The organism is Curtobacterium sp. MCBA15_016, from assembly GCF_001865105.1.
Classification (GTDB): domain Bacteria; phylum Actinomycetota; class Actinomycetes; order Actinomycetales; family Microbacteriaceae; genus Curtobacterium.
Map to the genome: position 1 here is coordinate 76,606 of NZ_MJGR01000002.1, position 12,071 is coordinate 88,676.

A 12,071-nucleotide genomic window follows, 5' to 3' on the forward strand; every position below is an offset into this window, starting at 1 on the left:
CGCCATGCAGTTCACCAAGCCGGTCCGGCTCGCCCTTCGTTCCCTCCCTGTCGTCCTCGCCTCGATTCTCGTGCTCCACCGCATCGTCGCGGGCGGCCCCACCCAGGCGAGCGAGCATCCGGGGTGTTCGTGGCCGACGACTCCGGCGGCGGATGTTCCCTACCGCACGGACTTCGGGACGCCCCAGAACGCCGCCTGCGCGGTCAGCGACGTGCCGTTCGACTTCGGGCGACTCGACAGTCCGCCCGCAGCCACGATCGACTCCGGCATCGACGTCGTCGCGCACTGGTACCAGGGGTTCGGCAACGAGACCTCGTTGGCGTCGTCGGACTGGAACGGCTGGTACGACTGGCGGTGGAACAAGCCCGACAACACCGGCGACGGCGTGGCCGCGCCGGGCTGGGACCCGTCGCGGGCTCCGCTGATCGGCAACTACCGTGGTGACGACCCCGATGTCCTGGGCTGGATCGCCTACTGGTTGGCATCGGGCGGCGTCGACGCGGTCAGCTTCCCGAACGCCGCCGGCTTCTCCTCGTCCTGGTCGAAGGACGGCACCTGGTCGCACGCCTACTTCGAGGAGACCCCGAACGCGAAGGCTCTCGGCTACGTCCTCCCGCTCGCGAACAAGGGTGGTGCCGCCGAGATCAGCCGGCGGGCGCAGGAGCTCGTCGCGTTCGTGGCAGCCCATCCGTGGGCTCACACCGAAGCAGTGGACGGCGGACGCTACGCCGTGGTCAACGTCTGGGACCTCGAGGCGCTCCGCGGCAACTTCGACAACTACCAGGGAAGTGCGAAGTCGACGGCGTTCCTCCGAGATCTCGCCGATCGTTTTCGATCGATCGGGTACGACGGTGTGACCGTGCTCGCCCGCAACGGCGGTGTGATCGCCGCGAACGCCGACTCGCTCCGAGACGACCACGTCAACGTGTACTTCTCGTCGTACGACGGCAAGTACGCCGGCGCGACGACGAACGACGGGTACGACGCCTACGTCGACTCGTTGGACACGACGACTGCGTTCGGCCGGCAGAACACCGTCCCCGGTGTCTTCACGTCCCTCGAGACCGTCAAGCCCCATCCGTCGTCGTACGCCGTCGCCGGTGCTTCGCCGGAGTCGTTCCGCCGACTCCTCCGGAAGACAGTCAGCGCGATCGACCAGCAGGGGCTGCCACGCATGATCACCGTGTACAACGTCTCCGAGTGGGCAGAGGGCGGGCCGGGGCTGATCCCGAACGCCCAGGACGGCTTCGGGTACCTCGAAGCACTCCGCACGACCGTCGGGTAGCGCGCAGACGCGAAGGGCCCCGCTCGTCGAGCGGGGCCCTTCGTCGTCACTGGGGACTACTTCGCAGCAATCGTGTTCTCGGCGCCCTCGTCGTCCACCGTCGGTTCGCCGCCGTGTCCGATGTCGTTCCGATCGCCGAACACTGCGATCTCGTCCACAGACGCCACGGTGACGCTGTTGTCGTTGCCCTCGATCTGCAGGTGCTCGACCGGTCCGAGCGTGATCGTCGACGCGCTGCTGACGATCCGTACGTTCGCGCAGCCGTCCGGCAGTGCGATCTCCTCGACGTCGGCGATGATGGTCGCGGTGCCGTCGTCGCAGGTTCCGGTGGGCGGTGTGTACCCAGGGACTGGGGTCGATGTGATCGTTGCCTTCGGCGTCGACTCGGCGACCTTCTCGTGGGGCTCCGGCGCGCCGGAGGTGCATCCTGCGAGCGAAACCGCTGCGGCGGCGATCATCGTGGTGAGGAGGAGGCGCTTCATGGTGGTTCCCTTCGGGTTGATCGTGACATCACCTTCAGTATATCAAATACTGTCGACAGATCGGTAGGGACGACCTGGCAGGAGTCGGTCGAGCGCTGCCCGTTGCCGTGCGCTCATCACGGGCCGTTCGAAGCACACGGCGAACAGCAGGCCGACGACGAACACGACGGGCGTCGTGACGAGGAGCTGCAGCACCACGATCAACGCAGTCGGGAGACCGGTCCCGATCATCACGAGGTTCGCGATCGCGAGGATCGGGCTGTGGATGAGGTACGCGCTGTAGGAGATCAACCCGACGTGCCGCAGCGGCGCCCAGGCAAGGACGTCGTGGGCGAGTGCCGTGGTCGGTGAGTGCGCCGAAACCGACTGCCGGTGGGTGACGAGCGCGAGGAAGATCGCGGCGGCCGATCCGGCGAGTGCCCACCGCAACGCGATCGTCGGCAGGCCGCGCAGCATCGACGCCTCGAGCATCCCGACCAGCACGGCGCCGACGATCAGCACCGTGCAACACGTCATCCCCAGCCAGCGACGGCCGAGGATCGCCGTGGTCACCGGATCGGCAACGTCGTCGCGGTGGGTGACGTGCGCCGCGTACATGCCGAGGGCGAAGAGCGGCAGCAGGATCGGCGCGGACCAGTCCATCACGCCCGTGGCGCTGGAGGCGCCCGCGAGCAGGAGCAGGAGCAGGATGACCACCAGGGGAGACCTCCGACGCCAGAACACGAGGAGCAGTGGCATGAGCAAGCCGAGCTGCCATTCCACGGCCATCGTCCACAGCGGTGCGTTGATGCGGAAGAACCCCTCGGGGAGGAAGTTGTGCACCAGGAGCGCATGCGTGACGACGCTCTCCCACGTCACGGGGATCCGAGGGTCCCAGGCGGTACCTGCCGGAATCTGCAGGAGTGGAACGGTGGCGATCAGGCCGAGGGAGAGGGCGAGCGCTGCGAAGTAGGGCAAGAGGAGTCGTCGGGCGCGGCGGCGGACGTGCCCGGCCATCCCGCCGCGCAGTCTGAGTTCGGGATCGCGCGCAACGGCGATCATCAGGACGTACCCGGACAGCACGAAGAACATCGGGACGCGCAGCTCGACCGCGACGAGGAACTGACCGAGGGCCGGATCGGCTCCGGCGATCTCTCCACGGAGACCGCTGTAGCCGATCGCGTGACCGGTGACGACGAGCAGGACGAGGGCTCCGCGGAATCCGTCGAGGAAGTCGAGCTGGGGGCGTGCGCGGGTGGGGCTGGCGAGGTGTGCCAAGGGGCGACTCCAACGGTTCGGACTGTGTGTACAGCCCGCGCGGGGTCGTGGCTACGTCGCAGTGGTCAGGTGTGGAGTGCTGGCGGATCGACGTCGCTGTGAGGGAGGAACCCCGGCGGACGTCGAGACGCTACGGACGCCGGGAACCGCCTGCTAAACATGTTGCATTCTGCTCGCGGTCACGCCCGCCGCGACGCCGTCACCGTGAACTTCGGCGTCCGCACCACCTGCCGCGTCGCCCCCACGAACCGCTCCAGCACCGGCCGGTACCGCAGGTGCGAGTTCCAGACGCACCACAGTTCCCCGCCGGACTGGAGGATCGTGGCCGCGTTCCGGAACATCGCCTCGGCCGCGTCCGTGGTCACGGTCGTGTCCGCGTGGAACGGCGGGTTGCAGAGCACGAGCTGCGCGGAGCCCTCGTCGAGTTCGTCGCCGGCGTCACTCCGGACGACGAGCACCCGGTCCGCCACGCCGTTCGCCTCGGCCGTGGCGATCGTCGACGCCACGGCGATCTGCGACACGTCCGTGGCGATCACCCGGATGCCCGGTCGACGCCGCGCGAGAGCGGTGGCGATCACCCCGTTCCCGCAGCCGAGGTCGACGGCGGTCCGAGCGCCGGGTACCGCATCGTCCATCGCGTCGAGCAGCACCCGGGTGCCCTGGTCGAGCGAGGTCCCGGCGAACACCCCGCCGTGCGCGACGAGCGTCATCCCGAGGTCGTCGACGTGCACCGACCGCGGCCACGGGTTCGTCGCGTCCGCCCGGGTCGCCTGGGCGCGGAGCGGGTCCTGCGCGATCAGCAGCCGCGACTTCCCACGGCCGCGGGACGCCGTCACGTCGCCGAAGTACCGGCGCAGGACGTCGTTCTGCGAGAGGTTCATGTGCTTCGACACCCCGCCGCACAGCAGCACGACGTCGGGCGCGGCGAACCGGGCGACGGCGCGGGCGAGCTCGTCGAGCCGGTCGTTCGACTTCGACAGCCGGAGCAGCACGAGCCGGACGTCCCGGAACGCCTGCTCGAGCGACGAGGGGTGGTGGAAGCCCCGGCGTCCGAAGGTGCCGGCATTGGCCTCGAGCGCACGCACCCCGACGAGGGAGTCCTGCACGACCCGGACGTCCGACGCACCGTGCACCGTGATCGCCCCGAGGGTCAGCACGCCGTACCGGTCGTCGACGACGGCGACCTCGCCGGGCTGCCGGAGCGCGTCGCCGTGCACGTGCGGCGCCTCGTCGAGGATGAAGCGGTCCGTACCGTCGATCGCGATGAGGTCCGGCGCGTCGTCGTCGCGGCGGCGGAAGAAGTCGGCGAAGTCCGGTGGCACGGCGCCAGCGTACCGATGGTCCCGGTGGGGACGGGTCAGCGCGGCCCGCGGTAGAGCACGATCTGCGTGTTCCGCTGCGGCCGCATGCCGGCACGGAGCGGCACTGCTCCGCCGGTGGTGGTCGCCGCGAACACGCGGGCGCCCGGCCGGCTGATGAGCTGGTCGGCGAGGGCCGTCTCCAGCTCGCTGACGCGCGCACGGAGCGCGCGGTTCTCGTTCTCGAGTTCGAGGACGCGGCGGATCCCCTCGAGCGAGACGCCCTCGGACCCGAGGCGTGCGATCTCGCGCAGCTGCGCGACGTCGTGCATCGAGTACCGGCGCGACCCGCCGCGCGTGCGGCCGGGCACGACCAGGCCGAGCCGGTCGTACTGCCGCAGCGTCTGTGGGTGCATCTCGGCGAGCTCCGCCGCCATCGCGATCGCGAAGACGGGCGAGTTCTCGTCCATGTCGGTCATGGCGTGTTCCTTTCCGTCGTTCGCATGGTCCGGAAACCAGACTGGAGGCACGGCGCGCATTCCTGACGGAGCCGCGCCGTGCCTCCAGACCCGGTCTACTGCTGTGGTCGCGGAGCGCTAGCTGCGCGCCTTGGCGAGGAGGTCCGCTCGGGGGTCCTCGTCGGGCAGGGCCTCGGCGAGGGCCTCGACCGCTTCCCGCTGCTTGTCCGTCAGGTGCGACGGCACCGCGACCTGGACGGTCGCGAGCAGGTCGCCCGTCCCGTTCTTGGTGGCGACGCCGCGGCCCTTGACACGGAGGACGCGACCCGACGGCGTGCCGGGTGCGACCTTCAGCTTGACGGTGGAGCCGCCGAGCGTCGGGACCTCGATCGTCGCGCCGAGCGCCGCCTCGACGAACGTCACGGGGACGTCCAGCCGCAGGTTCTGCCCGTCGCGCTCGAACACCGGGTGCTTGCGGACGGTGACGGTGACCACGAGGTCACCGGCCTCTCCGCCGTCGGGCGAGGGTTCGCCGCGCCCACGCAGCCGGATCTTCTGCCCGTCCGCGACCCCCGCGGGGATGCGGACGTTCACCGGACGGCCGTTGCCCTGCGAGAGCTTGACGGTGTCGCCGGCGATCGCGGTGGTGAAGTCGAGAGTCGTCGTCGCGGTGACGTCGCGGCCCTTCGTCGGCCCACCGAAGCCGCGGTAGCCGCCGGTGGTCTGGCCGAAGCCGCCGCCACCGCCGAACATCCCGCCGAGGATGTCCTCGAAGCCGCCGGCGCCACCTGCTCCGCCCTGGCCGAAGCGGACACGCTGTCCGCCCCCGCCCTGGCCGAACATGCCGCCGAAGACGTCCTCGAAGCCGCCGCCCTGGCCCGGGCCACCCGCGGTGAAGCGGGCGCCGGAGCCCATGGCGCGGACCTGGTCGTACTCCTGGCGCTGCTCCTTGTCGGAGAGCACCGAGTACGCCTCGCTGATCTCCTTGAAGCGGTTCTCGGCGGCGGCGTCGCCCGGGTTGGAGTCCGGGTGGTACTGCCGCGCGAGCTTCCGGTAGGTCTTCTTCAGCTCAGCATCGCTCGCCGTCTTGTCGACGCCGAGGACCTTGTAGAAGTCCTTGTCGAACCAGTCCTGACTGGCCATGAATCCCTACCTCCTCCCCGCGCTCAGGCCGGGACCGCCACCGCGACCTTGGCCGCACGGAGGACACGCTCACCGAGCTTGTAGCCCGGCTCGACGACGTCCGCCACGGTCTGGCCGGTGGCGCCCGGTGTCGGGAGCTGCACGATCGCCTCGTGGATGTTCGGGTCGAAGGACTCGCCCTTCTCGCCGATCTGCACGAGCTTGAACTTCTCGAAGCCGCCGCGGATCTTCTGCCCGATGACCTGCATGGGGCCCTCGGCGAGGTCACCGTGCGCCTCGGCGCGGGTGAGGTCGTCGAGCGCCGGCAGGAGTGCCCGGACGACCTCGGCGATGGCGACCTCGCGGTTGGCCTCACGGTCGCGCTCGACGCGCTTCCGGAAGTTCACCAGCTCGGCCTGCGCACGGAGCATGTCCGCACGCATCTCGGCGACCAGGTCGCGGTCCTCCGTGCTGAGCTTGTCCTCCGCGATGCCACGGGCGGCATCGGCGAGGAGTGCCTCGTCCTCCGGGGAGAGATCGTTCGCCGCGTCCGCCGCCGGGCCCCCGGCGGCGGGGCCGTCGGTCGGTACTTCGACGTCGGGCCCCTCCGCCTCGATGAGGTCCTCGGGCTCGGCCGCGTTCGTGGCGTCGCCCTCGACCTGGGGCTCGTCCTCGTTCGGCACGTTGTCCTTGGGATCCGTCATCGTTACTTCTTGTCCTTGTCGTCCTCGTCGTCCACGACCTCGGCGTCGACGATGTCCTCGTCGTCCTGCGCTGCCTGGTCGGCGGTGGGCTGCTCACCGGCCGGGGCGCCTGCGTCCTGCTGGGCGTAGATGGCCTGGCCGAGCTTGCCCTGCGACTCGTTGAGCTTGTCGAAGGCGGTCTTCACGGCCTCGTCGTCCTCGCCGGCGAGCGCGGACTTGAGGGCGTCGACGTCGGCCTGCACCTCGGACTTGACGTCTGCGGGGAGCTTCTCGTCGTTCTCCTTGATGAGCTTCTCGATCGAGTAGACGAGCTGCTCGGCCTGGTTGCGACGCTCGTTGGCCTCACGGCGGGCCTTGTCCTCCGCCGCGTGCTCCTCAGCTTCGCGGACCATGCGCTCGATGTCCTCCTTCGGCAGCGACGAGCCGCCGGAGATGACCATCGACTGCTCCTTGCCCGTGCCCTTGTCCTTCGCGGAAACGTGCACGATGCCGTTCGCGTCGATGTCGAAGGTGACCTCGACCTGCGGGACGCCACGGGGAGCCGGCGCGATGCCGGTGAGCTCGAAGGTGCCGAGCGGCTTGTTGTCGCGGGTGAACTCGCGCTCGCCCTGGAAGACCTGGATCGCGACCGACGGCTGGTTGTCGTCAGCGGTCGTGAAGGTCTCGCTGCGCTTGGTCGGGATCGCGGTGTTGCGGTCGATGAGCTTCGTCATCAGGCCGCCCTTGGTCTCGATGCCGAGCGACAGCGGCGTGACGTCGATGAGGAGGACGTCCTTGCGCTCGCCCTTCAGGACACCGGCCTGCAGCGCGGCACCGACGGCCACGACCTCGTCCGGGTTGACGCCCTGGTTCGGGGACTTGCCGCCGGTCAGCGACTTGACGACCTCGGCCACGGCGGGCATGCGGGTCGAGCCACCGACGAGCACCACGTGCGCGATGTCGTTGACGGAGACACCGGCTTCCTTGATGACGTCGTTGAACGGCTTCTTCGTGCGGTCGAGCAGGTCGGAGGTCATCTGCTCGAACTGGGCGCGCGAGATGGTCTCGTCGAGGTTGAGCGGACCGTCGGCCGTCAGCGTCAGGTACGGGAGCTGGATGCTCGCCGACATCTGCGACGACAGTTCCTTCTTCGCCTGCTCGGCGGCTTCCTTGAGGCGCTGCTTGGCGATCTTGTCCGTCGAGAGGTCGACGCCGTGCTCGTCCTTGAACTTCTTCACGAGGTAGTCGACGATGCGCTGGTCCCAGTCGTCACCACCGAGGCGGTTGTCACCGGAGGTCGCACGGACCTGGATCGTGGAGAAGTCGTCGTCCTTGCCCACCTCGAGCAGGGAGACGTCGAACGTGCCACCACCGAGGTCGAAGACCAGGATGAGCTCGTCTTCCTTGCCCTTGTCGAGGCCGTACGCCAGAGCAGCGGCGGTCGGCTCGTTGATGATGCGGAGGACGTTGAGCCCGGCGATCTCACCGGCGTCCTTGGTGGCCTGGCGCTCGGCGTCGTTGAAGTACGCGGGCACGGTGATGACCGCGTCGGTGACGTCTTCACCGAGGTACTGCTCGGCGTCGCGCTTGAGCTTGCCCAGGATGCGGGCCGAGATCTCCTGCGGCGTGTACTTCTTGCCGTCGATGTCCGTCGTCCAGTCGGTGCCGATGTGGCGCTTGACACTCGCGATCGTCCGGTCGACGTTCGTCACGGCCTGGCGCTTGGCGGTCTCGCCGACCAGCACCTCGCCGTCCTTCGTGAAGGCGACGATCGACGGCGTGGTGCGCATGCCCTCGGCGTTGGCGATGACCGTGGGCTCACCACCCTCGAGCACGCTGACGACCGAGTTGGTGGTTCCGAGGTCGATGCCTACTGCACGTCCCATGTGTGGGTGCTCCTTCTGTTGGTGCGGGTACTGCCGAAGTCGTTGGACTTGCGTCCGATGGACTCAACTCTACTCAGGACTGGAGGCACGTCAACTCCGGGAGCTGAAAGTTGCGTCCGAATGGCTCAAGGTGATCTCATCGCACAGTGTTGTATTTCACGTCAGTGTTTGATATTTTGGTATGGCAGCGGGGTGTCCCGCGACCACGATGACCGCGAGCCGCGGGCGACCCGATCGTCCCGAACGAGAGCGCGCGGCCCGATCCCTCGAAAGGGACCACACCATGTCAAGCAAGAAGAAGCGCATCGCGAAGGGCCTGGGTGCCAGTGCCCTCGCCGTCGCGACCCTCGCCTCCGGCCTCGCTTTCGCTCCCCTCGGTGCAACGGCGGCGTCGGCATCTACTGGAGAAGGCGTCCAGCTACATTCCCAAGAGGGTACGAGTCAGGTCACGCCCCGAACAAAGACCGTGCGGCTGCAGGGGCCAAACGGCTCAATCACCGGCACAAACTTCACCTGGTGGTCCAACAACACGCAGTGGATTAATGCAACGGCATCTCTCTCGCCGAATGCGGGAGTCCTTGCGACGGTACCTGCGGAAGGTGAGGTTGGAACTGTTCGAGCAGGCAACTCGTGCCTGTCGACTTGGTCTCACGGACACTGGGTTTGGGGCACGTGTGATGTCAAGAACGAGTGGCGCACTTCGGGTGGATACCTGATTTCGGGTGGTCGTACGCTCGGGTTGGCCCCTAATGGAAGCGCAGCTGGCCCGGGTTATCACGCGACTGCAGGGAGTAGCATCTACATTTCGGCGCTCGATGTGCCGTCTGCACCCACCGTTACTGGGGTCTTTCTGGACGATCGCGAGGAGTTGGCTCGCATTGAGGTGCGAGGCCGCGCGAATGCGAAAATCGAAGTTTTGCATAAGGGTGCAGTTGTCGCCTCCGGTAACGCCGATACAAAGGGGCTCTTCACGTACAAAGTCGCGGCACCCAACAGCGGCGAGCGACTGACTTTCACCGCTACGCAGAACGTCGCCGGAAATGTTTCAGCTGTCGGATCCGCCGCACTGCAGTATTCGCAGGTCTCGATCACTTCGCCCGCGGACCAGTCCGAGGTGTCAGACTCGCCGATCACGGTCGAGGGCAAGGGTGAGGCTGGTTCCGAGGTCACCGTCGTGGTGAACGGTACGGACGTCGCGCCCGTGACGGTGAAGGACAACGGCACGTGGACCAAGGCCGTGAACATCCGCAAGGGTGAAAACACGATCGGGGCCACGCAGAAGTCGAAGGGTGCGAACACGACGACTTCGACGGTCGTGGTCAACCCGGGCGAGTCGGCGAACGACGCCCTCTCGGTGAACGTTGACTCGGTCGACAACGATGCGCGGACGGCGCTGGTGTCGGGCACGGCGACTGCTGGTGCGCAGATCCGTGTCGGGAGCACGGTCGTCGCGACCGCTGCCGCGGATGGTTCGTGGAGCGGGCGCGTGTCGGGCCTGAAGGCTGGCGCGAACACGGTCGAGTTCGTGCAGTACGTGGGCGGTGAGCGTGTGGACGCGGTGTCGAAGGACATCCGCGTCGTTGCGACCGGGTTCGAGCTGACGAGCCCGCAGAACAACGACGTGATCCGCACCGCCGACAAGTCGGTGACCTTTACCGGTCTGGGGAACCCGGGCGGCAAGGTGTCCGTCCTGAACGGCAACAAGCCCATCGGTTCTGCGATCGTGGACGCGGACGGCAAGTGGTCCTTCACGTCGCTCATGGCGTACACCGAGTACGACCTCGAGGTCTACTACAAGAAGATCCCAACGGGTGCGGTGACCAACAAGGTGCCGCTGCACATCACGGTGACCAACAACGAGCAGAACGCTCCGTTCGAGATCACTGCCCCGAAGCACAACTCGACCGTGACCGCACCGGACAACCAGGTCTCGTTCGAGGGCACGGGCACTACGGGCGGTGTCGTGACGATTAAGAAGGGCACGAATACCGTCGGGACGGCCGAGGTCGGCGCTGACGGCAAGTGGGCCTTCACCGGTGAGCTGAGCTTCAACAAGCACAACCTGACCGCGTACTACAAGAAGATGCCCGGTTCGTCGGCAGTGTCGAGCCCGCTGACCGTCACGGTCACGGACGGCTCGGTCGTGCTGCCGTTCGAGGTGACCTCGCCGGCGAACGACTCGGTGGTCGAGACCGCGGACAAGTCGGTCACGTTCACCGGCCAGGGTGCCGGTGGCGGCAAGGTCGTCATCAAGAAGGGCAACGCGACCCTCGCCGAGGGCCTGGTCGACAGCAAGGGCAAGTGGTCGCTGACGGGCACGCTGAACTACGGCGAGCAGGAGGTCACCGTGTTCCACAAGCCGGTCGGTGGGTCCCAGGCGCAGCAGGTGCGCCTGAACCTGATCGTGCAGGCGCCGGCGGCCGACTTCGCGATCGAGTCCCCGGCGAACGGTGACACCGTCGCCGCGGGGCCGGTGACGTTCACCGGCGTCGGCAAGGAGGGCACCACGGTTTCCGTGTTCGTGAACGGGAAGTCCCGTGGCACCGCCACGGTCGAGAACGGCACCTGGACGCTGCAGACCACTGCGATCGGCGCGGGTACGCACGACTTCGTCGTGTACCACAAGCAGGGCGCCATCGCGGCCGAGTCGGAGACGGTTCGACTCACCCTTCGCTGATCACCAGCAAGCACAACTGAAGACGAGGAAGGCCCCCGCCACCAACAGGTGACGGGGGCCTTCCTCACGCGGTGACCGAATCAGGCCGGGACGTAGTCGAACGTGTCCGGGTCCGGACCCGTCCGGTGCCCCTTGTCGAGCGACGAGATCGCCGTCATGTCCTCGTCGGAGAGCTCGAAGTCGAAGATCGCGAAGTTCTCGTCGACGCGGGCACGGGTGACCGACTTCGGGAAGACGATGTCGCCGCGCTGGATGTGCCAGCGGAGGACGACCTGCGCCGCGGACTTGCCGACGTTGCCGGCGATGCGGGTGATCGTCTCGTCGTCGAGCACGAGGCCCTGCGCGATGGGCGACCAGGCCTCGGTCGCGATGCCGTGCTCGCGGTCGTAGGCGCGGAGCTCGTCCTGCGTGAGGTACGGGTGCACCTCGATCTGGTTCACGGCCGGGGTGATCGTGGTCTCGGCGGCGAGGCGGTTGAGGTGGTGGGCCTGGAAGTTGCTCACGCCGATCGAGCGGGCGGTGCCGCCGCGGTAGAGCTCCTCCATCGCCTTCCACGTCGGCACGAAGTCCGACACGGTGGGCAGCGGCCAGTGGATGAGGAAGAGGTCGGTGTAGCCGCCGAGCAGGTCGGCCGACTTCTTGCCGTTCTCCAGCGCTGCCTCGGGGTCGTGGAAGCCGTTGTTGAGCTTCGACGTGACGAAGATCTCCTCGCGCGGGATGCCCGACGAAGCGATGGCCTCGCCGACCTCCTTCTCGTTGCCGTACATCTCGGCGGTGTCGATGTGGCGGTAGCCGACCTCGAGCGCCGCGAGCGTCGCTTCCTTCGTCTCGGAGGGGTCGATCTGGAAGACGCCGAAGCCGAGCTGCGGGATGGTCTTGCCGTCGTTCAGGGTGATGTTCGGAACGGTCATGGTCCGAGTCAA

Annotated in this window: 10 protein-coding genes; 2 read left to right on the top strand and 8 right to left on the bottom strand. The window is 67.8% G+C overall.

Translation table 11 applies throughout. The features are described 5' to 3' along the window. Positions 1-4: 4 nt before the first annotated feature. On the top strand, positions 5-1,285 hold the full coding sequence (locus BIV03_RS01680) for a hypothetical protein (RefSeq protein WP_071294406.1): 1,281 nt from the start codon (positions 5-7) through the stop codon (positions 1,283-1,285). A gap of 56 nt (positions 1,286-1,341) precedes the next feature. On the opposite strand, the gene BIV03_RS01685 is transcribed toward BIV03_RS01680, so the two are convergent. The 7 genes from BIV03_RS01685 to dnaK all read right to left on the bottom strand — a co-directional run bounded on the left by BIV03_RS01685 (position 1,342) and on the right by dnaK (position 8,471). Beyond that, positions 1,342-1,743 (bottom strand): DUF3060 domain-containing protein, encoded by a 402-nt coding sequence (locus BIV03_RS01685; RefSeq protein WP_175473753.1) that lies wholly within the window; start codon positions 1,741-1,743, stop codon positions 1,342-1,344. Between the two features lie 66 nt (positions 1,744-1,809). Continuing rightward, positions 1,810-3,024 (bottom strand): acyltransferase, encoded by a 1,215-nt coding sequence (locus BIV03_RS01690; RefSeq protein ID WP_071294408.1) that lies wholly within the window; start codon positions 3,022-3,024, stop codon positions 1,810-1,812. A 179-nt stretch (positions 3,025-3,203) separates the two neighbouring features. Further along, positions 3,204-4,346 carry a class I SAM-dependent methyltransferase gene (locus BIV03_RS01695; RefSeq protein ID WP_071294409.1) on the bottom strand — a complete coding sequence of 381 codons (1,143 nt, stop codon included), beginning with the start codon at positions 4,344-4,346 and terminating at the stop codon, positions 3,204-3,206. 35 nt (positions 4,347-4,381) lie between these two features. Further along, positions 4,382-4,792 carry a heat shock protein transcriptional repressor HspR gene (locus BIV03_RS01700; RefSeq protein ID WP_070419260.1) on the bottom strand — a complete coding sequence of 137 codons (411 nt, stop codon included), beginning with the start codon at positions 4,790-4,792 and terminating at the stop codon, positions 4,382-4,384. A 126-nt stretch (positions 4,793-4,918) separates the two neighbouring features. Continuing rightward, the gene (locus tag BIV03_RS01705) at positions 4,919-5,923 is read right to left on the bottom strand and encodes a DnaJ C-terminal domain-containing protein (protein ID WP_071294410.1); all 1,005 of its coding nucleotides are present in this window, start codon (positions 5,921-5,923) and stop codon (positions 4,919-4,921) included. 23 nt (positions 5,924-5,946) lie between these two features. Further along, positions 5,947-6,606, bottom strand: coding sequence for a nucleotide exchange factor GrpE (locus BIV03_RS01710; RefSeq protein WP_083295090.1), 660 nt, complete (start codon positions 6,604-6,606; stop codon positions 5,947-5,949). Positions 6,607-6,608: 2 nt separating this feature from the next. Further along, positions 6,609-8,471, bottom strand: a complete 1,863-nt coding sequence (gene dnaK, locus BIV03_RS01715) for a molecular chaperone DnaK (protein WP_070417079.1) — start codon at positions 8,469-8,471, stop codon at positions 6,609-6,611. Between the two features lie 283 nt (positions 8,472-8,754). On the opposite strand from dnaK, the gene BIV03_RS01720 reads away from it, so the two are divergent. Next, a complete protein-coding gene (locus BIV03_RS01720) occupies positions 8,755-11,148 on the top strand; it encodes a hypothetical protein (RefSeq protein ID WP_139199456.1) in 2,394 nt (797 codons plus the stop codon). Positions 11,149-11,228: 80 nt separating this feature from the next. Here the strand turns inward: BIV03_RS01720 and BIV03_RS01725 are convergent, their stop codons facing one another. After that, positions 11,229-12,059, bottom strand: a complete 831-nt coding sequence (locus BIV03_RS01725) for an aldo/keto reductase (RefSeq protein ID WP_071294412.1) — start codon at positions 12,057-12,059, stop codon at positions 11,229-11,231. Positions 12,060-12,071 lie beyond the last annotated feature (12 nt).

Coding starts and splice junctions, on each gene's coding strand:
- BIV03_RS01680 (WP_071294406.1), top strand. CDS start 5: ATGCAGTTCACCAAGCCGGTCCGGCTCGCCCTTCGTTCCCTCCCTGTC.
- BIV03_RS01685 (WP_175473753.1), bottom strand. CDS start 1,743: ATGATCGCCGCCGCAGCGGTTTCGCTCGCAGGATGCACCTCCGGCGCG.
- BIV03_RS01700 (WP_070419260.1), bottom strand. CDS start 4,792: ATGGACGAGAACTCGCCCGTCTTCGCGATCGCGATGGCGGCGGAGCTC.
- BIV03_RS01705 (WP_071294410.1), bottom strand. CDS start 5,923: ATGGCCAGTCAGGACTGGTTCGACAAGGACTTCTACAAGGTCCTCGGC.
- BIV03_RS01710 (WP_083295090.1), bottom strand. CDS start 6,606: ATGACGGATCCCAAGGACAACGTGCCGAACGAGGACGAGCCCCAGGTC.
- dnaK (WP_070417079.1), bottom strand. CDS start 8,471: ATGGGACGTGCAGTAGGCATCGACCTCGGAACCACCAACTCGGTCGTC.
- BIV03_RS01720 (WP_139199456.1), top strand. CDS start 8,755: ATGTCAAGCAAGAAGAAGCGCATCGCGAAGGGCCTGGGTGCCAGTGCC.
- BIV03_RS01725 (WP_071294412.1), bottom strand. CDS start 12,059: ATGACCGTTCCGAACATCACCCTGAACGACGGCAAGACCATCCCGCAG.